A 21,987-nucleotide genomic window follows, 5' to 3' on the forward strand; every position below is an offset into this window, starting at 1 on the left:
GACGCACAGCGCCTCGGTGTCCCCGGCGGCGGCCGCCGTCTCCGCCAGCGGCTCGGCCCGCCGCCCGGCGAGCGCGAGCGACCAGCCCGTGCTCGCGAGGGCGAGCGCGACGGCCCGCCCGATCCCTGATCCCGCACCCGTGACGACGGCGACTTTCCGGCCGGTCTGCTCAGTGTTCATGGCCCGGCAGCGTACGGGACGGATCGGTGCACGGGGCACGGGGTGCTCATCGACCCGCCATGCGGATGTTGTGCACGCGACAACGGTGCGTCGTCGCGTGCGGCTGCCATGAAGCCCGACAGCATCCGGGCTGAGGAGGGGCATATGACAGCCGCACAGATCATCATGACGCCCGATCAGAGCACACGGGCGACCGAACTCCGCGCCGCCGCACGGCTGCTCGAACCGGGCGTGGGACGCAGGCGCTTCCTGACCGTCACCGGAGCCGCCGCCGCGCTCGCCTTCGCCGTGAACCTTCCCGCCGCCGGCACGGCGAGCGCCGCCGAACTCGACGCCCGCCGGATCACCGAGGACCCGTTCACCCTCGGCGTCGCCTCCGGCGACCCGCACCCGACGTCCGTCCTGATCTGGACCCGGCTCGCCCCCCGCCCCTACGAGCCGGGCGGCGGACTGCCGCGACGCCGGGTCGAGGTGCGCTGGGAGGTGGCCCGGGACGAGAGCTTCCGCCGTGTCGAGCGGCGCGGATCGGTCACCGCCCACCCCGAGTTCGCCCACAGCGTCCGCGCCGAGGTCCAGGGCCTCGACTCCGGCCGGGTCTACTACTACCGCTTCCGCACCGGCAACTGGACCAGCCCGGCCGGCCGCACCCGCACCGCCCCGGCCCCCGGAGCCCGCACCAGCTCCCTGACCCTGGCCGCCGTCTCCTGCCAGGCGTACCACGACGGGTACTTCACCGCCCACCGCCACCTCGCCGCCGAGGACGTCGACGTCGTGTTCCACCTCGGCGACTACCTCTACGAGTACGCCGTCACCGCCACCGGCGGCGCCCGCGGCTACACCGACCGCAGACTTCCCGCGCACTACAACCGCGAGACGGTCACGCTGGAGGACTACCGGCTGCGCTACGCCCTCTACAAGTCCGACCCGGACCTGCGCGCCGCCCACGCCGCCCACCCCTTCGTCGTGACCTGGGACGACCACGAGACCGAGAACAACTACGCGGGCGGCACCCCCGAGAACGACGTCCCGCCCGAGGAGTTCCTGCTGCGCCGGGCCGCCGCGTACCGCGCGTACTGGGAGAACCAGCCGCTGCGCACCCCGCAGCGCCCCACCGGACCCGACATGCGGCTCTACCGCCGCCTGACGTTCGGGCGGCTCGCCCAGTTCGACATCCTCGACACCCGCCAGTACCGCAGCGACCAGGCGTACGGCGACGGCTGGCGCACCCCGGGACCCGAGTCCGAGGACCCCGCGCGCACCATGACCGGGGCCGCCCAGGAGCGCTGGCTGCTCGACGGCTGGCGCGCGTCGGACGCCACCTGGAACGTCGTCCCGCAGCAGGTCACCTTCGCCCGGCGGCGCAATGTGCCCACCGACGCCTTCAAGCTCTCCATGGACTCCTGGGACGGCTACCCGGCCTCCCGGCAGCGGGTGCTGGCCGGGGCCGAGGCCGCCGGCGTGGACAACCTCATGGTCCTCACCGGCGACGTCCACGTCTCCTACGCCTTCGACCTGAAGAAGGACTTCGACGACCCCGCCTCGCGCACCGTCGGCACGGAGATCGTCACCACGTCCATCAGCAGCGGCAAGGACGGCGCGGACCGGCCCGCCAACTGGGAGAACCAGACCCGCGCCAACCCGCACCTGAAGCACTACAACGGGCGGCGCGGCTACGCGCTCGTCACCCTCGGAACGAAGGAGGCGCGCGCCGACTTCCGTACGGTGGCGGCGGTCACGACCCCCGGAGCGCCGCTCACCACGGCGGCCTCCTTCGTCACCGAGGCGGGAAACCCCGGGCTCACGCCCGCGTAGAGCCTCACGCCCGCGTCAGCGGGCTCAGCGGTCCGCCGGGTAGCGGACGCCGATACGGTCCCGTACCGCGTCGAGCGTCCGCATCACCGCCAGCGAACCCTCCAGCGGGACGAGCGGGGACTCGCTCTCGCCCGCCCGCACCGCCCGCATCACCTCGGCGGCCTCGTACTGCATGCCCGTCAGCCCCCGCGGTCCCGGCCCCGAGGTGATCGTCTCCGGCTCCGCGCCCGCCCGCCGCAGGACGAAGTGGTCCGGGTGGAAGAAGTCGCGCGGGAGGTCGATCCGCCCGGCCGTGCCGATGACGGTGGCCGCCGTCGGGTGGTGGCCGACGATCGAGCACGAGAGCAGCGCGGTCGCGCCGGAGTCCCAGCCGAGCAGCATCCCCGTGTTCAGGTCGACGCCCTCCGGGGACAGCAACGCGTCGGCCCGCACCCGGTCCGGCTCGCCCAGCAGCAGATGCGCGAACGACACCGGGTAGACCCCGAGGTCCAGCAGCGCCCCGCCGCCCAGGTCCGGATCGCGCAACCGGTGCCCGGGAGCGAAGTCGCCCGCGAAGCCGAAGTCCGCCTGTACGGTCCGGATCTCGCCGATCGCCCCGTCCCGGACCAGCTCGGTGAGGCGGCGGACCACCGGGTTGAGATAGGTCCACATGGCCTCCATCAGGAAGAGACCGCGGTCCCGCGCGAGCGCCACCAGCTCCTTCGCCTCCCGGCTGTTGAGCGTGAACGCCTTCTCGCACAGCACATGCTTTCCGGCCCGCAGCGCCAGCCCGGCCGCCGCGTGGTGCGCCGAGTGCGGGGTGGCCACGTACACCACGTCCACCTCGTCGTCGGCGACCAGCTCCGCCCAGCTGCCGTAGGCCCGCCCGATCCCGTGCCGCTCGGCGAAGTCCCGCGCCGAGGCCTCCGTGCGCGAGGCCACCGCCACCACCTCGGCGTCGGGAAGCCCCTGTACGTCCGCCGTGAAAGTCGCGGCTATGCCGCCCGTCGCCAGAACACCCCAGCGCACCGTCCCACTCATGCCCGCCACCCCAGCCCGCCCGAAAAAGGTATCGACCACTCCGGTCGAGCTGAGAGCATAGATGCGTATTCAACGATGTGGAGACGAGAATGCCGGACAGCGGCGGCAGCCGGGCCCAGTCAGCACACATACCCACCACCGGGACCGGGGCCGACGGCCGGCCGGTCCCGCACGGGGACGCGGGCGCCCTCTCCGTCGACCCGGCCGCCCCGCAGGTCACCGCCCCCGCCGGACTCCCCGGCCCGGCGGCGAGGACCACCCGGCGCACCGGCCTCCTGGTCACCATGGTCCTCGGCGGACTCACCGCACTGCCGCCGCTGTCCATGGACATGTACCTCCCCGCGCTCCCCGCCGTCACCGACTCCCTGGGCGCCCCCGCCGCCACCGTCCAGCTCACCCTGACCGCGTGCCTGGCCGGCATGGCGCTCGGCCAGCTCGTCGTCGGACCGATGAGCGACCGCTGGGGCCGCCGCAAGCCGCTGCTCCTCGGCATGGTCGTCTACGTCCTCGCCACGGCGATCTGCGCCCTGGCCCCCACCGCCGAACTCCTCATCGGCTTCCGCCTCCTCCAGGGGCTCGCCGGCGCGGCCGGCATCGTCATCGCGCGGGCCGTGGTGCGCGACCTCTACGACGGCGTGGAGATGGCCCGGTTCTTCTCCACCCTGATGCTGATCTCCGGCGTCGCCCCGGTCATCGCCCCGGTGATCGGCGGGCAGGTCCTGCGGATCACCGACTGGCGGGGCATCTTCGTCGTGCTGACCGCCGTCGGCATCGTGCTCACCCTGGTCGTCTGGAAATGGCTCCACGAGACGCTGCCGCCCGCCGACCGCCACACCGGCGGCGTCACCGACGCCCTGCGCACCATGCGGGGGCTGCTCGCCGACCGGGTCTTCACCGGCTACATGGTCGCGGGCGGGCTCGCCTTCGCGGTCCTGTTCGCGTACATCGCCGCCTCCCCGTTCGTCGTGCAGGAGATCTACGGGGCCTCGCCGCAGACCTTCAGCCTGCTCTTCGGGCTCAACTCGATCGGCCTCATCACCGTCGGGCAGATCAACGGCAAGCTGCTCGTGGGCCGGATCAGCCTCGACAAGGTGCTCGGCTTCGGCCTCGCGGTGATCGTGCTGGCCGCCGTCGCGCTGCTGCTCATGACGACCGGCGTCTTCGGCGAGGTCGGTCTCGTACCGGTCGCCGCCGGGCTCTTCGTCCTGATGTCGGCGATGGGCCTCGCGATGCCGAACACCAACGCCCAGGCCCTGATGCGCACCAAGCACGCGGCGGGCTCCGCCTCCGCGCTGCTCGGCACCACCTCGTTCCTCATCGGCGCCGTGGCCTCCCCGCTGGTCGGCATCGCGGGGGAGGACACGGCCGTTCCGATGGCCGTGGTCCAGGTGGTGTGCGCGGTGGCGGCGGTGGCCTGCTTCCTGCTCCTGTGCCGCCCCTGGCAGCGAGCGGGCCGCGAGGCCGGCGGTCTCTGACCGGGGCCCGCCGCGCGCCCCGGATTCAGCCGGTGCGCGGGTAGCCGATCAGATGCGTGCGGTCCTGCCGGTCGGTCCAGCGGAACACCCCGACCCCGGTCGTCTCCGTCCCCGGCAGCCGCGCGTTGCGTGACAGCCGGTCGGTGCTCCAGGTGGCGAAGTCCATCGAGACCGGGAGCCCGCCGCCGGACAGCGCCTCCGAGGCGTCGCGCGCGTTCTCGGCCCCGTACGCGATGCCGTCGTCCGTCACCGTGGCCAGCGTCAGATGGGCGGCGCCGCCCTCGTCCTCGAAGCAGCGGCCCTGCTTCGCCTTCAGGTCGAAGGCCAGGTTCCCGGCGATCAGGTAGTCGCCCGAGGGGGAGAGGACCGCCTGCGGGAAACGCCCCGGCTTTATGGCGGGCCTGTGGCACTCCACCGAGGTGAGGACCTCGCCGGTCGCCGCGTCGTGCACCGCCCACAGCTCGTGGGTCGCCGCCCGCTTGGTCTTCTTCGCGGGCGCCCACTTCGCCAGCACCTGGCCCGGGGTCGTCGACGTCACCACTCCGCTGCCCTTGTCCGTGCCCTTGGGCGCGACGTTCCGGCTGAACCAGCCGCCGTGCACCCAGAACTCCCGTGCCCCGCCCAGCAGCAGGCCGTCGGAGGTCTGGCCGTGCACCTCGGTGAGCTGCTTGCAGGCCGGGCAGCCCTTGGGGTACTTCAGCTTGTCCGCGCTCAGTTCGGACACCTCACCGGTGACCGGGTCGACCAGGGTGCTGTTCGCCTTCCCGTCGCTGATCACGATGTCCGGTCCGGTCGTCAGGACGTTCGGGGCCCCGGACCAGGGCACCTCGACGCGCCGCCGGTTCCCGTTCGTGACGTCGTACAGATCGAGTGCGAGGAAGGTGTTCGCCGGCGACAGCCCGTCGCCGACCTTCCCGTAGGACCAGGTCACGAAGAACTGCCGGTCGCCCTTGGCCACCGCGGCGAGCTTCGGGTAGTGCAGCGGGTCCGGCAGCCGCCAGGCCTTGCCCCGCCAGCCCAGCTCGCCGGTGGCGGTGTCGACGGTGCGCAACCGGTAGCGGTTCCCGTCGGACCGCTCCAGATAGGCCAGCAGGCCCGTCGCGTGGGAGACGGCGACATCCGGGGAGGAGCCGATGATCTCCCAGCCCCGGTCCGTCGTGTACTGCGGCGGAACGGTCAGCCGGGTCACCGGGCCCGCGCTCGGCAGCACCGGCTTCGCCGTCCCGGTGGCCGCGCCGTTCTTCCGGTCGTCCTCGTCGGGGCTGCCGCCACAGGTGGCCAGCATCAGGAGCAGGGCGAGAAAGACCACCCCGCCGACGAGCGTCAGCCGCACGATCTTCTGCCTCATGGCTCCCCTGCTGGACCATCTTGACCTGGTGCCGTCCACGCGCGGGCCAGCGTAGCAACAGGCCCACGGCAGTGTGGAGTTCACCGGATTCCCGTTCCGTACCGGTTACGTGAAGTCTTGGCGCGGACCCGGCGCGGCCCCGCGCCGCCCGCGCACGTCCCTCCGTACCCCCCTGGGCCACGGCGAAGCGGAATGCGTCCGCCGGGTCGCCTCCGCCTACAATTCGGCGGTGAACGTCACCCTCCCCACCGCACAGTCCCTGCGCGCGGCGCTGGCCGGGCTGCTCGACGGGCTGCCGCCCAAGCAGGCCGCGCAGGCCGTCGACCGGCTGATCGCCAGCTATCGGGGGGAGACCCCGACGGACGCCCCGATCCTGCGGGACCGCTCGGACGTCGCCGCGTACGCCGCGTACCGGATGCCCGCCACCTACGAAGCCGTACGGTCCGCCCTCGACGCCCTGGCCGGGGCCGCGCCCGACTGGACGCCCGCCACGCACACGGACGTCGGGGGCGGCACGGGCGCGGCGAGCTGGGCGGTGGCGGGGGTCTGGGAGGGCCCGGCGACGACCGTCCTGGACTGGGCCGGACCGGCTCTCGCGCTCGGTCGCGAACTGGCCGAGGCGTCCGGGGTCCCGGGGCTCCGCGACGCGCGCTGGGAGCAGGCCCGGATCGATGCTTCGCTGGAACTGGCCCCGGTGGACCTGGTCACCGTCAGCTATGTGCTCAAGGAGCTGACCGCCGGGGCCAGGACCGAGCTGGTCGACGCGGCGGCGGCCGCCGGACAGGCGGTGGTGATCGTGGAGCCCGGCACCCCCGACGGCTACGCCCGGATCATCGAGGCCCGCGACCGGCTGGTCGCCGCCGGGCTGAGCGTCGCCGCCCCCTGCCCGCACAGCGACGCTTGCCCGATCACCCCCGGGACCGACTGGTGCCACTTCTCGGCCCGGGTCAGCCGCTCCTCGCTGCACCGGCAGGTCAAGGGCGGCTCGCTGAGCCACGAGGACGAGAAGTTCGCCTACGTCGCCGCCACCCGCTTCCCCACCGCCCCGGCGCCCGCCCGGATCACCCGCAGGCCGCAGATCCGCAAGGGGCAGGTGCTGCTGGAGCTGTGCACCCGCGACGAGGGCCTGGCCCGCTCGACGGTCACCAAGCGCCACGGCGAGCTGTACCGGGCGGCCAGGGATGTCGCCTGGGGCGATCCCTGGCCGCCGGAGAGCACGGAGTGACGGCCGGCGGCTGATCAGGCCCGCAGCTCCTGGGTGCAGCACTTCACGCTGCCGCCGCCCTTGAGCAGCTCACCCAGATCCATCGGGACCGGCTCGAAGCCCCGGTCCCGCAGCGGGTCCAGAAGCCCCGTCGCCCCCTGCGGCAGCAGGACGTGACGCCCGTCGCTCACCGAGTTGAGCCCGAACGCCGCTGCGTCCGCCTCCCGGGCGAGCAGCGCGTCCGGGAACAGCCGGCGCAGCACCGCCCGGCTGCCGGGGGAGAACGCGTCCGGGTAGTACATGATCTCGTCGGCAGCCGCGTCCAGCACGCACAGTGCGGTGTCCAGGTGGTAGTAGCGCGGATCCACCAGATCGAGCCCGATGACCGGCAGCCCGAAGAACTCCTGGGCCTCGGCGTGCGAGAGCGGACTGGAGCGGAAGCCGCGCCCGGCCAGCAGGTACGAGGCGGTGACGGCGAAGTCCCCCTCGCCCTCGTTGACATGCTCCGGCTCGTGGACCTCGGCGAAGCCGTGCTCCCGGAACCAGTCCCGGTGCGCCCCGGCCTCCTCGTACCGCTCCCGGTACGCGAACAGCGCGCCGAGCACCCGGCCGCCGATCACCGTGGCGCCGTTGGCGGCGAAGACCATGTCGGGCAGGTCGGGACGGGGGGTGAGCAGCTCGACGGTGTGGCCGAGGGCGCGGTAGCGGTCGCGCAGGTCCTCCCACTGGGTCTGGGCCAGCGGCAGGTCGACGGGTTTGGACGGGTCCATCCACGGGTTGATGGAGTAGGTGACCCGGAAGTGCGCCGGGGCGCACATCAGGTAGCGACGAGGGGTGGCGTCACGGTTCAACTCGGGCTCCTCGCGAACGGCGGCCGGGGCCGCGGAACGGTGGGATGCGCACGGTCTGTGCGTGAGCCCATGGTGCGCTGTGCGCGCCGGATCCGCAGCCAACCGATCGGGTGGTTCACCGGACCGCCCGGTCGCGGCCACCGCCCGGATGCCCTCGTTGCCCGCGATGCGGCCCGTACCCGCCCGCGATGCGGCCCGTACCCGCCACCGCAAGACGATACGTATCGGCTTGTCCGGCGTTAGATTGGGCGCATGGCACCCACCAAGGCACCCGACTCCAGCCGCCGCAGCGATCGCTCCCGCCGCGCGATCCACGAAGCCGCCCTCGCCCTCGTCGGAGAGGTGGGTTACCAGCGCACGACGATCGAGGGTATCGCCGCCCGCGCTGGGGTCGGCAAGCAGACCATCTACCGCTGGTGGCCCTCCAAGGCCGCCGTGCTGATGGAAGCCTTCCTCGACCTGGCGGACCGGGCCGCCGAGGAGGCCGGACCGGAGTCCGGCGGCACCGCGCAGGGCATCCCCGACACCGGCGATCTGGCCGCCGACCTCAAGCTCGTCCTGCGGGCCACCGTCGACGAGTTGAACGACCCGGCGCTGGAGGCCCCCACCCGCGCGCTGACCGCCGAGGGCATCGTCGACGCGAAGCTGGGCGCCGAATTCGTCGCGAAGCTGCTCGAACCGCAGCTCGCGCTGTACGTCACGCGTCTGCGGGCCGCCCAGGAGGCGGGGCACCTGCGTGCCGACGCCGACCCCCGGATCGCCCTGGAGCTGCTCATCGGCCCGCTGATGCACCGCTGGCTGCTGCGGACCCTGCCGCTCACCCACGCGTACGCCGACGCGATCGTCGACTACACCGTCGGCGGGCTCGCCCCGCGCCCCTGACCCCCGGGCCCGTCGGCAACTCCCGGACCCTGCCGACAAGGGTGGGAAGTGCCCGGTATGGGGTGACATCGGGCGTGATGGTGCTCACTCGGTGCGGTGGTACACGCCCCCGCTGGTGAACTCTGGCCACCCGAACCGCAGGATGGTGCGACGATGGAGAGGCAACGCTGAGGTGAACTGCTGAGGTGAGGGGATAGATGGGCGCCGATTCCGGCCGTTTCCGCGGCACAGAGAGCAGGATCTCCCAGTGGCTGCGGCGACGCCCCAAATCACCGGGAGCCGAGGCCGACGAGTCGGCCAGAGTCGCGCTGCTCCTGGCGGTCGCCGACGCGGGCATGCCCATCGCCCCCGCCGCCCACCCCCTCGGATACCGATGTTCGTGCGAACGCATCGGCTGCCCCACCCCCGCCCGGCATCCCATCTCCTTCGCCTGGCAGACACAGTCGACCACCGACCGCGCCCAGATCGAGCGCTGGGCCGGCGGCCAGCCGCTGGCCAACTTCATCACCGCGACCGGCATGATCCACGACGTGCTGGACGTCCCGCTCACCGCGGGCCGCAGCGCTCTGGAGCGTCTTCTCGACGCGGGTATCGACGTCGGCCCGGTCGCCCAGTCCGGCGAGGACCGGATGCTCTTCTTCACCGCCACCCGCGGCACCCCCGAGGACGAGGACGAGTGGTGGCCCTGCGAGCTGGACTGCCACCCCGAGACGATGGACGCCCACCCGGGTCTGCGCTGGCACTGCCGGGGCAGCTACGTCCTGCTGCCGCCCGCCCGGCTCCCCGGCGAGCTCGACGTGCACTGGGTGCGCGGCCCCGAGCACGAGCTGCCCGACCCGCTGACCCTGCTGGAGACGCTCACCGACGCCTGTGCGCGGTACGCGGGCAGTGCCGAGCAGAGCGAGCTGGACCACGACTCGATCGCCTGGCCGCTGAGCCGCTGAGCCGCTGACTCGTTGGTCAGGTGTGCGCCCGCCCGCCTGACCGGCGGGCAGGGCGCTCGGGTCGCCGACGGAGCTACTCGCCCTTCGCCGCGACCAGGCCGGGCAGCCGGTTCAGCATCCGCACCTTGGCGCCGGAGCCGGACTCGGAGCCGGCCGCCGTCTCGCGCGGCGGGATGTGCACCAGCTGGCTGGAGACCCGCTCCTTGGTGAGGCTGCTGTTCACCTCGCCGGTGAGCAGCGCCTTCACGTCCGCGTTGACCTCGGGCCGCAGCCCCTTCGCCGCGGTCTGCCGCTCGAAGTGCTTGCTGCTGAAGAAGACCAGCGCCCCGCCGTCCTCGGTGCGCAGCCCGAGCGGTGCGAACGCCGCACTCGTCAGCGGCTGGTCGACGTACTGGTACGAGAACCCCGCCCGCCGGGTGGTGCGGCGCGTCTCGCGCCAGCCCGAGGTCGCCGTGGAGGGCGTGAACACGTCAGGGGTGCCGCTCTGCAGATAGCCGGTGTACGAGGCGCTCAGCTCCGCGGGCGCCACGGCCAGGCCGTCGTCCTCAAGTTCCACCGGGGTGGCGAGCCCGTCCTCGTCCAGGGTGAACTCCGGCACCTGGGACGGGGGGACGACCGCGAGATACGACGCCTTCCACAGGGCGTCGGGGCCCGACCGTACGAACACCACCAGCCAGCGGGTGTCCAGCTTCCCGCCGTCCTGGTCGCGGTTGGAGTCGGTGTCCGCGAGGAACCAGCGCGGCCAACCCGCCTTCTTGGGGATGACGTACGTCGCGTCGTCCAGCACCAGCGGCTTGTGCGCCTTGTTGCCTTCGGGGTTGTACGTCTGCCGCGCCTTCAGCCCGGCCTGGTTGATCGCGCCGAGCGAACCCGTCACCCGGTCCGCGTCCAGCGCCGGATCGAACGCCTTGTCCGCCGCGTTGTAGGCGTCGGTGAAGTCCTTGAGCGCCTGTGCGGCCTCCGGCTTCTTCGCCCCGGGCAGCACTTCCAGCTCCCCGTGCACCGTCACGCAGCCGCTCGCCGTCACGCACAGCACCGTCGCCGTCGCGAGCCCCGCCGTCAGCCGGCCCAGCCCAGGGTGTCTCGTCATCCGTTGCTTCTGCGCCTTCTGAATCCGTCGCCCGCACTGACCGTCGAAACCCTACCGGGGCGGCGGACGGCGTGCGGGCGGGGACCGGATACAGCGTCCACACCGTGACCTGGCGGCGGAAGCCGCCTCAGGCCCGGCGCACCGGCACGATCAGTGGCCGGCCCGTACGGGGGTGGGGGAAGACCTCCACCGGCTGCCGGTAGACCTCACCGAGCAGCTCGCCGCTGAACACCTCGTCCGGCGCGCCCAGTTCCGCGATCCGCCCCTCGTGCAGGACGGCCGCCCGGTCCGCGTACGCCGCGGCGAGGCCGAGGTCGTGCAGCACGACCACCACCGCGTCCCCGGCGGCGGCCCGGTCCCGGCAGATCCGCAGCACCAGCTCCTGGTGGCGCAGGTCCAGGGCGGCGGTCGGCTCGTCGAGCAGCATCAGCGGGGCCCGCTGCGCCAGCACCCGGGCCAGCGCCACCCGCGCCTTCTCGCCGCCCGACAGAGCGGAGAAGGGGCGGCCCGCGAACCCGGTCACCTCGGTCGCCGCCATCGCCGCGGCCACCGCCGCGTCGTCCTCCACCTCCCGCTCCGTACCGGCCCAGGGCGCCCGCCCCATCCGTACGACGTCCTCCACCGGGAACGGGAAGGACAGCGCGGCGGACTGCGGCAGCACCGAGCGGCGCAGCGCCAGATCGGGCGCGGACCACGCGGCGGCCGGACGCCCGTCGATCCGCACCTCGCCGCTTCCGGCGGGCAGATCGGCGGCCAGCGCCGCCAGCAGCGTCGACTTGCCCGCGCCGTTCGGTCCGACCAGGGCGACCACCTCGCCCGCGTGCGCGGCCAGGCCGACGGAGTCCAGCACCCACCGCTGCCCGAGGCGCACCGACAGCCCGACGGCCTCGACGACGGGGGAGCCGGGGGCGACGGGCGAGGGCAGCTCCCGGGTGCGTACCGCGAACAGGTCTCTCAGCGTCCTCATGCCCAACCACCTTGCCTACGACGGGTCCTGCGCAGCAGCCAGAAGAAGAACGGGCTGCCGAAGAGCGCGGTCAGCACCCCGAGCGGCAGCTCGGCCGGGGCCGCCACCGTACGGGCCGCGAGGTCGCCCGCCACCAGGACCAGGGCGCCGCCGAGCGCGCTGCCCGGGACGAGGAAACGGTGGCCGGGGCCGTTCGCCATCCGCAGCAGATGCGGCACGAGCAGCCCGACGAAGGAGATGATCCCGGCGACGGCGACCGCCGCGGCCGTCAGCAGCGCCACCACCAGCACCAGCACGATCCGCAGCCGCTCCACGTCCACGCCCAGGTGCCGGGCGGGCCGCTCCCCGAGGGCCAGCAGGTCCAGCTTGCGGGAGTGGAACGGGGCGACGATGAGCCCCGCCAGCGCGCACGGCAGCACGGCGAGCACCTTGGGCCAGGTGGCCTGGGAGAGCGAACCGAGCTGCCAGAAGGTGATCTGGGTGATCTGCGCGTTGTCCGCGAAGAAGATGAAGAGGCCGATCAGCGCGCCCGCGAACGCGTTGACGGCGATACCGGTGAGGATCAGCGTCACCACTTCGGTCCGGCCGCCGGACCGCGAGAGCGTGTAGACGAGCAGGACCGTGGCCAGGCCCGCGACGAACGCGCAGACGGTGATGGTCCAGTTGCCGAAGAAGCTCAGGCCGAGCGCGATGGAGGCGACCGCGCCCACGGCGGCGCCCGCCGAGATACCGATCACGCCGGGCTCGGCGAGCGGGTTGCCGAACACGCCCTGCATCAGCGCGCCCGCGCAGCCGAGGGACGCGCCGACGAGCAGGGCGAGGACGACCCGAGGAAGCCGTACGTTCCACAGGACGCTCTCGCCGACCCGGTCCAGCGCCTGCCCGCCGAGTCCGATCCGGTGCTGCACGGAGGACAGGACGTCGCCGAGCGGGATGGAGTACGCGCCGATCGCCGCGGACAGCAGGCAGCCGGCGAGCAGGGCGAGGGAGAGCACAGCGGCGAGGACGAACGCCCGGCCCCGGGGGGACTTGGGGGCTACGCCGTCCGCTCCTTCGCCCGGGGACCTCCCGACGGTCCCGGTGCGTTGCTCGTACGAGGTGGTCACCGGCCCGTGCCGCCCTTCGCGTACAGCTGCTCGACGATCTCGGCGAGCACCCGGTCGGTGCGCGGCCCGTAGTTGAGCAGCACCCCGTCGTCGATGGTGACGATCCGGCGGTCCATCCCGGCCGGGGTCTCCGCGATGCCGGGGATCTTCACCAGACCGTCCATGCCGCCGACCGACTCGAACCCCTTGGTCATCAGGAGGATCGCGTCCGGAGCGGCCTTGGCGAGCGCCTCGCTGGTGATGGCGGTGAAGTCCTTGTCCAGGCCCGACTCCTTGCCGGCGTCCACCGCGCCCGCCGCCTCCAGCAGCGAACCGGCCCCGGACTCCGCGCCGCCCAGCAGGTAGACGGAGGCCGAGCCGCGCAGGTAGAGGAAGGCGACCCGGGGCTTCGTGCCGCCCCTGTGGTCCGGGATCGACTTCTGGACGGCGGCGATCCGGGACTCGGTGCGCTCCTTGAGCTCCGTTCCGGCGGACGGTACGCCGAGGGCCTCGGCGACGGTGCCGATGCGGCGGCCGACGTCGGCGAGCTCCTTGGCGGGCTCGACGACGAGCAGCGGGATGCCCGCGTCACGGATCTGGTCGATGGCCTCGGCCGGTCCGGTGCTGCTGTCGGCGAGGACGATCGTCGGCTTCAGCGAGAGCACGCTCTCCGCCGACACGTCGTGGGCGCGGGTCACCACCGGGAGCTTCTCGGCCTGTTCGAAGGTGGCGGTGATGTCCCGGGCGACCACCTGCTTCCCGAAGCCGAGGGTGAAGACGATCTCGCTCAGCGCCCCGGTCAGCGGCACGATCCGGTCGGTGGAGTCGATCGTGACCTCCGTGCCGTCCGCCGAGTCGACCGTCACCGGCAGCTTCGGCGCGGGCGGGGCGGCCAGCGGCTCGACCCGGTCGGCGTCGGCGGTGTTCCCGGCGGACCTCGGCGCGGAGTCGTCGCCTCCGCTTCCGCCGCAGCCGGTCAGGACCAGGGCGAGGGCCACGGCGGCGGTGAGAGCGGCTGCCGCCCTGCCCCGGGCCGGGCGGCGGGGGCAAGTCCGTCCGGTGTCCGGGCCCTTGGGGTCCTCGGGGCTCCTCGTGGCGAAGGCCTGCGAGATGTGCACGGGGCACCATCCTGTCGTTCTGCGGCGTGCGGTCGGCCGTTCGCCGGTAACGGCGTCACCGGAGGGGTTCCGGCCCGGGCTGGGGTTAACTTAGGTTAGCCTTACCTTGGTATCCAGTCCTTGGAGGGGCTCTCATGCCGTTGTCCAGATCCACCCGCGCGCTCGCCGTAGCGCTCCTCGCGGTGCTGCTGGGAGCCCTGCTCCCCGCCGCCACCGCGCAAGCGGCGAGCCGTACGGTGCAGGGCGGCAGGCTGGACTGGGGCATCAAGTCCTCCTTCCAGGGTTATGTCACCGGCCCCATCGCGAGCGGCAGTTGGAGCCTCACCGGCGGCGCGGCCACGGTCGGCGGCAGCCAGTTCCGCTTCCACTCGGCGACCGGCTCCTACGACCCGGACACCGGAGCGCTCAACTCCGGCTTCTCCGGCGGCGTGCACTTCACCGGCCACAGGAAGCCCGACGGCGGCAACGAGCTGGACCTCACGATCAGCCGCCCCACCGTCCGGATCAGCGGCGGCAGTGGCACGCTCCACGCGGACATGGTCAGCAAGGAGCGGGGGACCGGCAAGGTCTCCCGCCGCTCCCAGGTGCCGCTGGCCTCGCTCGGCCTCGGCGGGATCGACATGAAGGGCGGTTCCACCCCCATCGCCCTCACCGACGTCCCCGCGACGCTGACCTCCCAGGGCGCCGCCGCCTTCGCCGGCTACTACACCGCGGGCACCCCCCTGGACCCGATCAGCCTCTCCGTCGACACCGAGGGCGCGGCCGCCGGACCGAAGCCGTCCGCCCCGGACGAGAAGAAGGACGAGGGCGAGCAGAAGGAGAAGGCGGAGAAGAAGGGGAGGGAGAAGGCGGGCCGGTTCGAGGACGCCGCCGTGGACTGGGGCGTACGCCGCACCTTCCGCGAGTACGTCACCGGCTCCATCGGCCAGGGCACGTGGACGCTCGCCGACGGCGCCCAGGACGGCGGGGCCCTGTTCCGCTTCCCGCAGGGCAAGGGGACGTACGACCCGAAGAAGCGGACGCTGGACGCCGCCTTCGGCGGCAGCGTCCGCTTCACCGGCGCCCACGGCCTCGACCTGAGGTTCGCCGGTGTCACCGTCGCCGTCGCCACGGGCGAGGGCACCCTGTCGGCGGACGTCACCAGCGAGGGCCGGACGACCGAGGACGTGCCCCTCATCACCTTCCCCGCGAAGGACCTCGCGCCGAAGGAGGGGCTCGCCCTCCTCACCGAGGCCCCCGCCACCCTTACCGCCGACGGCGCCGAGGCGTTCAACTCCCTGTACAGGGCGGGCACCGTGATGGACCCGGTGTCGCTCGCCGTGGCAGTGGACGAGAAGGCCCGACTGCCCGCGCTGCCGGACCTCGGCAGTGGACCGACAGCGGCTGCCGAGCCCTCGAAGAAGGCCGCGGAGAAGGCGTCCGCCGCATCGGCGGCCGCCTCTTCCGACTCCGGTCCGGGCACGGGCGTCCTTCTCGCCGCCGGCGGCGGCGCGCTGCTGCTCGTCGCGGCCGGCGCCACGTTCTTCGCGCTGCGTCGCCGAGCCGCGCGGCCGGCGGACGCCGCCACGGCCCCCGGCCCCTCCCGGACTTCCTGACCCACGGCACGCCCATACGCGCCTGATGGGCCCTCACCCACTCCCTCACCCACTGCCTCACGCTCCCCCTTCCCTCCTTTCCCTCCCTTCCCTGTTCGCTAGGAGACCTCCCGACATGGCAGCAACCCGCCGCCCCATAGCCCTCGCCGCGGCCGTCGCCACGGCCGCCGTCCTGGGCGCGACCTTCGCCCTGCCCGCCCTCGCCGCCGACGGTTCCTCGGAGGCCGCGTCCGCCGCCGCTCCGAAGCTGGAACTGGTGGACGGCACGCTGGACTGGGGCATCAAGGAATCGTTCCGCAAGTACATCGCGGGCTCCATCGCGCAGGGCGCGATCACCGTCGCGGACGGTGCCGAGCAGGCCTCCGGCAACGGGGTGTTCACCTTCACCGACGGCAAGGGCACGTACGACACCGCGACGCACGAATCCGACACCGCGTTCAGGGGCGGCGTCCGGTTCGAGGGCCACCACGGCCTGCTCGACGTCCGGCTCAGCGACATCAAGGTCGTCTCGGGGCGCGAGACCGGCACCATCACCGCCGACTTCACCAGCAAGAAGATGGACGGCACGGTCGTCACCAAGAACGACGCCCCGATCGCCGATCTGGACATGACCAAGGCCGAACGGGGCGGCGGCGCGGGCGGCGCGATGGTCTTCTCCGACATCCCCGCCAAGCTGACCGCCGACGGTTCCGACGCCTTCGCCGGCTTCTATGCGAAGGGCGCCGAGCTCGACCCGGCGACGCTCTCGGTCAAGCAGGCGAACGTACCCCCCACCAAGCCGCCGACCACGCCCCCCGTGACCCCGCCGACCACGCCTCCCGTGACTCCGCCGACCACACCCCCCGCGACGCCGCCGGTGACGTCCCCGGTGACCGGCGAGCCCACCGGCCGGCCGAGCACCGCCCCGACCCCGCCCGCCTCCGAGACCGCCGCGCCCGTCAGCGGCCCGGTCGTCGACGGCACCCTCGACTGGGGTGTCAAGGAGGGGTTCCGCTCCTACGTGGTCGGCCCGATCGCGCACGGCAAGGTCGAGACCAGCGAGGGCGCCACATCCTCCGGTGACAGCTACCGGTTCGGCAGCGCCACCGGCGTCCTCGACGCCGACAAGAACACGCTGAACGCCGTGTTCAAGGGCAAGGTGCGCTTCCTCGGCCACGAGAAGGGCGGCGCGTACGAGCTCGACCTCTCGCTCACCAACCTGAAGGTCGACGTCAAGGGCACCTCCGGCAAGCTGACCACCGACGTCTCCACCAAGGCGCGCCCGACCACCGACAATCCGGAGCCCGAGGCCACGGTGGTCACGGGCGTTCCCTTCGCCGACCTGAAGGTGCCCGCGGGCGCGCTCGCCGCCAAGGACGGCATCGTGAACCTCACGAGTATCCCGGCGACGCTCACCGAGGACGGCTCCAAGGCGTTCAGCGGCATGTACCCGAAGGGCGAGGAGCTCGACGCCCTGAACGTCGCGGTCTCCCTCGACAAGGACGCCCGGCTTCCCGGCGGCTCCACCGGCGGCTCCGGCTCCACCGGCGGTTCGGGCTCCACCGGCGGTTCCACGGTGGGCGGTTCCACGGCGGGCGGATCCACCACCGGGGGTGGCACGGTCGGCGGCTCCGCCGCCCTGGCCTCCACCGGATCCGACGTACCGGCCGGCGCCCTGATCGCCGCCTCCGGCGTCGTCGTGGCGGCCGGCGCCGGTGTCGTGATCGCGGCGCGCCGTCGCCGCGACTCCACCGCCTGACCCGCCGGGCGTCACCCGCACGTCCCCCGGGGCCGTACCCGTCGCGGCAGTGCTCGCGGGTACGGCCCCGCGGCCGTGCCCCGCTCGGTTCCCGTCCCGGCTCCGGGCAGTGCTTGAATGCCCCCGTGAGCGACTACGACGTACCCCGGGGCATCGACGTCCTGCGCGTGTTCTGCGGACCCGACGGCCGGTACGGCAACGCCCTCGGCGTCGTACGCGACGGACGCGGCCACCCCGACGAGGCCTCCCGGCAACTGCTCGCCCGGCGGCTCGGCTTCAGCGAGACCGTGTTCGTCGACGACCCGGAGCGCGGGCGGGTGGACATCCACACCCCGGGGCTCCGGCTGCCGTTCGCCGGACACCCGCTGGTGGGCGCCGCCTGGCTGCTGGACCTGGAGGTCCTGGAGCTGGAGGTCGGGGACGTGTTCGCGCGCCAGGACGGCGAGTTCACCTGGATCGCCGCCCGCCCCGAGTGGGTCCCGCCGCGCACGCTCCAGCAGTACGCGAGCGCCGCCGAGGTCGAGGCCCTGCCGGGACCGCCGCCCGGCGAGGGGTGGCTCTACGCCTGGGCCTGGGAGGACGAGGCGGCCGGGCGGGTGCGCGCGCGGGCCTTCCCGAGGCGCGGGGAGGGGATCGTCGAGGACGAGGCGACGGGCGCGGCGGCCCTGCTGCTCAGCGCGCGGCTCGGCCGGGCCCTGAACATCACACAAGGACGCGGCTCCCAGATCCTCACCGCACCCGCGCCGGACGGCACGGTGGAGGTCGGGGGCCGTGTCCTGATGGCCGTCCGGGGCTGACCCGGGACGGCCCGTCCCGCTGCCGGATCGTCCTCGCCCCGGGGTCGCTCGTGCGGCCCCACCGGAGGCCGGTGGGGCCGCACGCTCACGGGCGCACCCGCCCGCGCCCGGTCACGCGCTGAGCGGGAAGACCTCGCCCAGTTCGCGGAAGACCGCGGTGTTCAGCGCGAAGGCACGCTTGCACTCCTCGATGATGCGCTGCTTCTCCAGGTCGTCCGCGTTCACCGCGTCCAGCAGCTCGCGGTAACCCCGCTTGAACGCGGCCGGGTTGGTGATCTCCTCGAAGACGTAGAAGCGCACGCCGTCGCCCTTGCGCTCGAATCCCCAGGTCTTCTCCGCCTTGTCGCGGATGATCTGACCGCCCGAGAGGTCGCCGAGGTAGCGCGTGTAGTGGTGGGCGATGTAACCGGCGGGCCAGGTGCGCGCGCACTCCGCGACCCGGGCCGCGTAGGCGGCGGTGGCGGGCAGTGGCTCGGCCCCCTCGCGCCAGTCGGCCCCGCGCAGATGCGCCAGGTCGCGCTCCAGCTCGGTGGACCGCATCAGCTCCGGCTGTATGAACGGGCCGGCGACCGGGTCGTCGCGCAGCGCCTCCGCGCCTTCCTCCAGCGCCCGGTACACGAACCACAGCTGCTCGGTGTAGCGCGTGTAGGCGTCCACTCCCAGCCGCCCGCCGAGCAGGTCACTCATGAAGGTCGAGGTCTCGGCCTCGGTGTGCTGCTCGTGCGACGCGGTGCGGATGAGCGTCGAGAAGGGAGTGACGGTGGCGGTTGCGTCCAAGGCGGGCCTCCGGGGACCGAGGGGACGGGAAGTCCAGAAAGGGACGGACGTATCGGCAGCGACCGCCGCGGCGGTGCGGCGGGGCGCGCCGATACGCCGATCCTCCTACTTAGGTTTACCTAAGTCAACTGGTTCCCGACTCCCTGTCGGTAAAAGGCTACCCGCAGAGGAGGTGAAAGGTGCTGTTATGCGAGGATTGGGGTGATTTACGGGAGGGTGAGGATCTCCGCTCCGGTCTCCGTGACCACCAGCGTGTGCTCGAACTGGGCCGTCCGCTTCCGGTCCTTCGTCACCACGGTCCAGCCGTCCTCCCACAGGTCGTACTCGTGGGTGCCCAGCGTCAGCATCGGCTCGATGGTGAAGGTCATGCCCGGCTGCATCACCGTGGTGGCGTGCGGACTGTCGTAGTGCGGGATGATCAGGCCGGAGTGGAACGAGGAGTTGATCCCGTGCCCGGTGAAGTCGCGGACGACCCCGTAGCCGAACCGCTTCGCGTACGACTCGATGACCCGGCCGATCACATTGATCTGGCGTCCGGGCCTGACCGCCTTGATGGCGCGGTTCAGCGACTCCCGGGTGCGCTCGACCAGCAGCCGCGACTCCTCGTCGACGTCGCCGCAGAGGTAGGTGGCGTTGTTGTCGCCGTGCACGCCGTTGATGTACGCGGTGACGTCCAGGTTCACGATGTCGCCGTCGCGCAGCACGGTGGAGTCGGGGATGCCGTGGCAGATGACCTCGTTGAGCGAGGTGCACAGCGATTTGGGGAAGCCGCGGTAGCCGAGTGTGGAGGGGTACGCGCCGTGATCGACCATGAAGTCGTGGGCGACCCGGTCGAGCTTGTCCGTGGTGACCCCCGGCGCGATGTGCTTGGCGGCCTCCTCCATCGCCTGCGCGGCGATACGGCCCGCGACGCGCATCCGCTCCACGGTGTCGGAGTCCTGGACCTCCGGGCCGGTGTACGGCGTCGGGGCCGGCTTCCCCACGTACTCGGGACGCCGGATGTTTCCGGGTACGGAACGGACGGGAGTGATCTCCCCTGGTACGAGAAGCGACTGGCCAGACATGCCAGCGAGTCTAACCAGCGGCCCCGGGGCACCATGGCGATAAGGAAAGGAGCCGTCGATGGCCCTGTTCAAGAAGCGCACGGTAGGCAAACCGGGCGAATGGTACTACTGCCTGGAGCACAGGAAGGTCGAGGAAGGCCCGGAGTGCCCGGCGCGGAACCGGTTCGGTCCCTACACCTCCCGCGAGGAGGCACAGCACGCGATGGACACGGCACGCGACCGGAACCTGGAGTGGGACACCGACCCCCAATGGCACGATGAGGAGAAGGGCCCTTCAAGCCCACCCGACGGCAACCCTGACCCGCCCCGGGGATAGGCCAAGCCCGCCCGGGGCACCTCAAGCCCGGCCCGGGGTACCTCAAGCCCGCCCGAGGGCACCTCAAGCCCGCCGGGGGAGGTATCTCAAGCCCGTCCGGCGCTTGAGGACAGCCTTTTCCCCGCAGGGCCCGTCCGGGGCACCCCAAGCCCGTCCAGCCCTCCAGCCCGTCCAGCCCTCCAGCCCTCCGGCGCTTGAGGAGCGGGGAGGGCGGGCGCGGAGCCCCCGGCCCGGCCACCGGCCGGACGCACGGCTCACGCCTCCCCCCGGGCCTCCCGCCTCCGCACCGCGTCCTCATCCGTCTCCGAGTCGTACCGCACCAGCTTCGGCAGTGCGGCGGTCAGCAGCACCACCGACGCCACGCACGCCACCCCGCCCGTCCAGATCGCCGACCGGGTTCCCGTCCAGCCCGCCATCGCCCCGGCCCGTACCTGGCCCAGTTGCGGGCCGACGCTGTACGAGAGCACCTCGATGCCCGCCAGCCGGCCCCGCAGCTCCTCCGGGATCGTCTGGTTCCAGATGGTCGCGCGCCCCAGCCCGCTGAGCATGTCGCCCGCCCCCGCCACGGCCAGGCAGAGCAGCACCACCCACACGCTGGAGAACCAGCCCGCCGCGGCGATGGCCAGCCCCCACGCCATCGCACCGAACACCACGAACAGCCCGTGTCTGCGCACCCGGCTCGTCCAGCCGCTGGTCAGCCCCAGCGCCAGCGAGCCGACCGAGCCCGCCGCGTACATCAGGCCCAGCGACCACTCGGCGTCCAGATCGTCCGCGAGGAACGGGAAGATCGTGTTCGGGAAGGCGAAGAACATCGCCGCCATGTCGATCGCGTACGTCCCCAGCAGCACCGGCCGGCTCCAGGCGTACCGAGCCCCCTCGACGATCCCGCGCAGGGACGGCCTCTGCGCGTCCCGTGCCGGCGGTGCGGGGGAGAGCCGCAGACAGAGCACGACGGAGGCGGCGAACGTGCACACCGTCACCCCGTACGCCGTGCCGTGACCGGCGTACGCCACCACCAGACCGGCCAGCGCAGGGCCCGCGATGGCCCCGATCTGCCAGCGCAGCGAGTTCAGCGCGGCCGCCGCCGTCTGCTGCTTGTGCGGCACGATCCGGGCCATCAGCGAGTCCAGCGCGGGCCGCTGGAGCCCGGCGAGCGCGGACACCCCGCCGGCTACCACGTACAGCGGCCACAGCAGCGGCTCCGGGAGCAGGGCGTTCACCAGCAGGATCGCGGCGAGCACCCCGAGTCCCGCCTCGGTCAGCAGGATGACCCGGCGGCGGTCCACCGAGTCCGCGAGCGCCCCGCCGTACAGCCCGAACACCACCAGCGGCACCAGCTCCACGGCGCCCATCGCCCCGACCGCGAGCGGGGAGCCCGTGAGGTCCTTGATCTGGAGCGGCAGCGCGATGAGCGCCATGAAGCTGCCGAAGTACGTGATCAGGCCCTGGACCCACAGCAGGCGGAAGTCGGCCGAGGAGCGCCACGGCGAGAGGTCCGGCAGCAGGGCGCGGATCCGGGCCGGCAGCGGTGAGGAGGGGGACGGCGAGGGAGGCGCTGAGGTCACGAAGGGCCATGATCCGTACTGCCGAGCGCTTCGGGCAAGCCGATATTCGGACCGCTCGCCAAGCCGCTCGCCAAGCCGCTCGCCAAGCCGCTCGCCAAGCCGCTCGCCCAGCCGGGTGCCGGGCGCTTGCCGGGCCGGGCGCCGGGCTGCTCGCCGGGC

20 protein-coding genes are annotated in these 21,987 nt (G+C 72.9%); 9 read left to right on the forward strand and 11 right to left on the reverse strand.

Annotation, left to right across the window (positions count from 1 at the left end):
- Positions 1 to 180: SDR family NAD(P)-dependent oxidoreductase (locus CR470_RS21945; RefSeq protein WP_143663853.1), on the reverse strand; the 180-nt coding region annotated here is incomplete at its 3' end.
- Between the two features lie 144 nt (positions 181 to 324).
- Here CR470_RS21945 and CR470_RS21950 point away from each other — a divergent pair.
- Positions 325 to 1,992 (forward strand): alkaline phosphatase D family protein, encoded by a 1,668-nt coding sequence (locus CR470_RS21950; RefSeq protein ID WP_097869264.1) that lies wholly within the window; start codon positions 325 to 327, stop codon positions 1,990 to 1,992.
- Between the two features lie 24 nt (positions 1,993 to 2,016).
- Here the strand turns inward: CR470_RS21950 and CR470_RS21955 are convergent, their stop codons facing one another.
- A complete protein-coding gene (locus CR470_RS21955; protein ID WP_097869281.1) occupies positions 2,017 to 3,012 on the reverse strand; it encodes a Gfo/Idh/MocA family protein in 996 nt (331 codons plus the stop codon).
- Positions 3,013 to 3,101: 89 nt separating this feature from the next.
- Between CR470_RS21955 and CR470_RS21960 the strand changes: the two genes are divergently transcribed.
- A complete protein-coding gene (locus CR470_RS21960) occupies positions 3,102 to 4,487 on the forward strand; it encodes a multidrug effflux MFS transporter (RefSeq protein WP_097869265.1) in 1,386 nt (461 codons plus the stop codon).
- A gap of 25 nt (positions 4,488 to 4,512) precedes the next feature.
- Here CR470_RS21960 and CR470_RS21965 read toward each other — a convergent pair whose 3' ends face one another.
- Positions 4,513 to 5,835 carry a hypothetical protein gene (locus tag CR470_RS21965; RefSeq protein WP_097869266.1) on the reverse strand — a complete coding sequence of 441 codons (1,323 nt, stop codon included), beginning with the start codon at positions 5,833 to 5,835 and terminating at the stop codon, positions 4,513 to 4,515.
- Positions 5,836 to 6,064: 229 nt separating this feature from the next.
- On the opposite strand from CR470_RS21965, the gene CR470_RS21970 reads away from it, so the two are divergent.
- On the forward strand, positions 6,065 to 7,060 hold the full coding sequence (locus tag CR470_RS21970; protein ID WP_097869282.1) for a small ribosomal subunit Rsm22 family protein: 996 nt from the start codon (positions 6,065 to 6,067) through the stop codon (positions 7,058 to 7,060).
- Positions 7,061 to 7,074: 14 nt separating this feature from the next.
- Here CR470_RS21970 and ddaH read toward each other — a convergent pair whose 3' ends face one another.
- Positions 7,075 to 7,992 (reverse strand): dimethylargininase, encoded by a 918-nt coding sequence (gene ddaH / locus CR470_RS21975; protein WP_373561434.1) that lies wholly within the window; start codon positions 7,990 to 7,992, stop codon positions 7,075 to 7,077.
- Positions 7,993 to 8,142: 150 nt separating this feature from the next.
- On the opposite strand from ddaH, the gene CR470_RS21980 reads away from it, so the two are divergent.
- Positions 8,143 to 8,772 carry a TetR/AcrR family transcriptional regulator gene (locus CR470_RS21980; RefSeq protein WP_097869268.1) on the forward strand — a complete coding sequence of 210 codons (630 nt, stop codon included), beginning with the start codon at positions 8,143 to 8,145 and terminating at the stop codon, positions 8,770 to 8,772.
- Positions 8,773 to 8,969: 197 nt separating this feature from the next.
- Positions 8,970 to 9,716: a bifunctional DNA primase/polymerase gene (locus CR470_RS21985; RefSeq protein WP_097869269.1), complete on the forward strand. Its 747-nt coding sequence runs from the start codon at positions 8,970 to 8,972 to the stop codon at positions 9,714 to 9,716.
- Between the two features lie 73 nt (positions 9,717 to 9,789).
- On the opposite strand, the gene CR470_RS21990 is transcribed toward CR470_RS21985, so the two are convergent.
- From CR470_RS21990 to CR470_RS22005, 4 genes are all read right to left on the reverse strand, one after another.
- Positions 9,790 to 10,806, reverse strand: coding sequence for a hypothetical protein (locus CR470_RS21990; protein WP_097869270.1), 1,017 nt, complete (start codon positions 10,804 to 10,806; stop codon positions 9,790 to 9,792).
- A gap of 127 nt (positions 10,807 to 10,933) precedes the next feature.
- Positions 10,934 to 11,773: a heme ABC transporter ATP-binding protein gene (locus CR470_RS21995; RefSeq protein ID WP_097869271.1), complete on the reverse strand. Its 840-nt coding sequence runs from the start codon at positions 11,771 to 11,773 to the stop codon at positions 10,934 to 10,936.
- Positions 11,770 to 12,879 (reverse strand): FecCD family ABC transporter permease, encoded by a 1,110-nt coding sequence (locus CR470_RS22000; RefSeq protein ID WP_097869272.1) that lies wholly within the window; start codon positions 12,877 to 12,879, stop codon positions 11,770 to 11,772. The genes CR470_RS21995 and CR470_RS22000 overlap by 4 nt, the downstream gene beginning before the upstream one ends.
- Positions 12,876 to 13,976 (reverse strand): heme/hemin ABC transporter substrate-binding protein, encoded by a 1,101-nt coding sequence (locus CR470_RS22005; protein ID WP_097869273.1) that lies wholly within the window; start codon positions 13,974 to 13,976, stop codon positions 12,876 to 12,878. Before CR470_RS22005 ends, CR470_RS22000 begins: the two co-directional genes overlap by 4 nt.
- Positions 13,977 to 14,110: 134 nt before the next feature.
- Here CR470_RS22005 and CR470_RS22010 point away from each other — a divergent pair, with 134 nt between their 5' ends.
- The 3 genes from CR470_RS22010 (at position 14,111) to CR470_RS22020 (ending at position 18,106) form a co-directional block, all read left to right on the forward strand.
- Positions 14,111 to 15,571, forward strand: coding sequence for an HtaA domain-containing protein (locus CR470_RS22010; RefSeq protein WP_097869274.1), 1,461 nt, complete (start codon positions 14,111 to 14,113; stop codon positions 15,569 to 15,571).
- Positions 15,572 to 15,686: 115 nt separating this feature from the next.
- Positions 15,687 to 17,309 (forward strand): HtaA domain-containing protein, encoded by a 1,623-nt coding sequence (locus CR470_RS22015; RefSeq protein ID WP_097869275.1) that lies wholly within the window; start codon positions 15,687 to 15,689, stop codon positions 17,307 to 17,309.
- Positions 17,310 to 17,434: 125 nt separating this feature from the next.
- Positions 17,435 to 18,106, forward strand: a complete 672-nt coding sequence (locus CR470_RS22020; RefSeq protein WP_097869276.1) for a PhzF family phenazine biosynthesis protein — start codon at positions 17,435 to 17,437, stop codon at positions 18,104 to 18,106.
- Positions 18,107 to 18,217: 111 nt separating this feature from the next.
- On the opposite strand, the gene CR470_RS22025 is transcribed toward CR470_RS22020, so the two are convergent.
- Complete coding sequence (locus CR470_RS22025; RefSeq protein WP_097869277.1) at positions 18,218 to 18,883, reverse strand: biliverdin-producing heme oxygenase; 666 nt, start codon at positions 18,881 to 18,883, stop codon at positions 18,218 to 18,220.
- A 206-nt stretch (positions 18,884 to 19,089) separates the two neighbouring features.
- Positions 19,090 to 19,947, reverse strand: coding sequence for a type I methionyl aminopeptidase (map, locus tag CR470_RS22030; RefSeq protein WP_097869278.1), 858 nt, complete (start codon positions 19,945 to 19,947; stop codon positions 19,090 to 19,092).
- A 58-nt stretch (positions 19,948 to 20,005) separates the two neighbouring features.
- Between map and CR470_RS22035 the strand changes: the two genes are divergently transcribed.
- The gene (locus CR470_RS22035; protein ID WP_097869279.1) at positions 20,006 to 20,263 is read left to right on the forward strand and encodes a hypothetical protein; all 258 of its coding nucleotides are present in this window, start codon (positions 20,006 to 20,008) and stop codon (positions 20,261 to 20,263) included.
- Positions 20,264 to 20,517: 254 nt separating this feature from the next.
- On the opposite strand, the gene CR470_RS22040 is transcribed toward CR470_RS22035, so the two are convergent.
- Complete coding sequence (locus CR470_RS22040) at positions 20,518 to 21,828, reverse strand: MFS transporter (RefSeq protein ID WP_097869280.1); 1,311 nt, start codon at positions 21,826 to 21,828, stop codon at positions 20,518 to 20,520.
- Positions 21,829 to 21,987 lie beyond the last annotated feature (159 nt).

The sequence above is a fragment of the Streptomyces sp. rh34 genome (assembly GCF_002551245.1).
In the GTDB taxonomy this organism is placed as follows: Bacteria; Actinomycetota; Actinomycetes; order Streptomycetales; family Streptomycetaceae; genus Streptomyces.

Bases quoted from the DNA above. Each gene is read 5' to 3' on its own strand.
- CR470_RS21950 (WP_097869264.1), top strand. From the start codon at position 325: ATGACAGCCGCACAGATCATCATGACGCCCGATCAGAGCACACGGGCG.
- CR470_RS21955 (WP_097869281.1), bottom strand. From the start codon at position 3,012: ATGAGTGGGACGGTGCGCTGGGGTGTTCTGGCGACGGGCGGCATAGCC.
- CR470_RS21960 (WP_097869265.1), top strand. From the start codon at position 3,102: ATGCCGGACAGCGGCGGCAGCCGGGCCCAGTCAGCACACATACCCACC.
- CR470_RS21965 (WP_097869266.1), bottom strand. From the start codon at position 5,835: ATGAGGCAGAAGATCGTGCGGCTGACGCTCGTCGGCGGGGTGGTCTTT.
- CR470_RS21980 (WP_097869268.1), top strand. From the start codon at position 8,143: ATGGCACCCACCAAGGCACCCGACTCCAGCCGCCGCAGCGATCGCTCC.
- CR470_RS21985 (WP_097869269.1), top strand. From the start codon at position 8,970: ATGGGCGCCGATTCCGGCCGTTTCCGCGGCACAGAGAGCAGGATCTCC.
- CR470_RS21990 (WP_097869270.1), bottom strand. From the start codon at position 10,806: ATGACGAGACACCCTGGGCTGGGCCGGCTGACGGCGGGGCTCGCGACG.
- CR470_RS21995 (WP_097869271.1), bottom strand. From the start codon at position 11,773: ATGAGGACGCTGAGAGACCTGTTCGCGGTACGCACCCGGGAGCTGCCC.
- CR470_RS22010 (WP_097869274.1), top strand. From the start codon at position 14,111: ATGCCGTTGTCCAGATCCACCCGCGCGCTCGCCGTAGCGCTCCTCGCG.
- CR470_RS22015 (WP_097869275.1), top strand. From the start codon at position 15,687: ATGGCAGCAACCCGCCGCCCCATAGCCCTCGCCGCGGCCGTCGCCACG.
- map (WP_097869278.1), bottom strand. From the start codon at position 19,947: ATGTCTGGCCAGTCGCTTCTCGTACCAGGGGAGATCACTCCCGTCCGT.
- CR470_RS22035 (WP_097869279.1), top strand. From the start codon at position 20,006: ATGGCCCTGTTCAAGAAGCGCACGGTAGGCAAACCGGGCGAATGGTAC.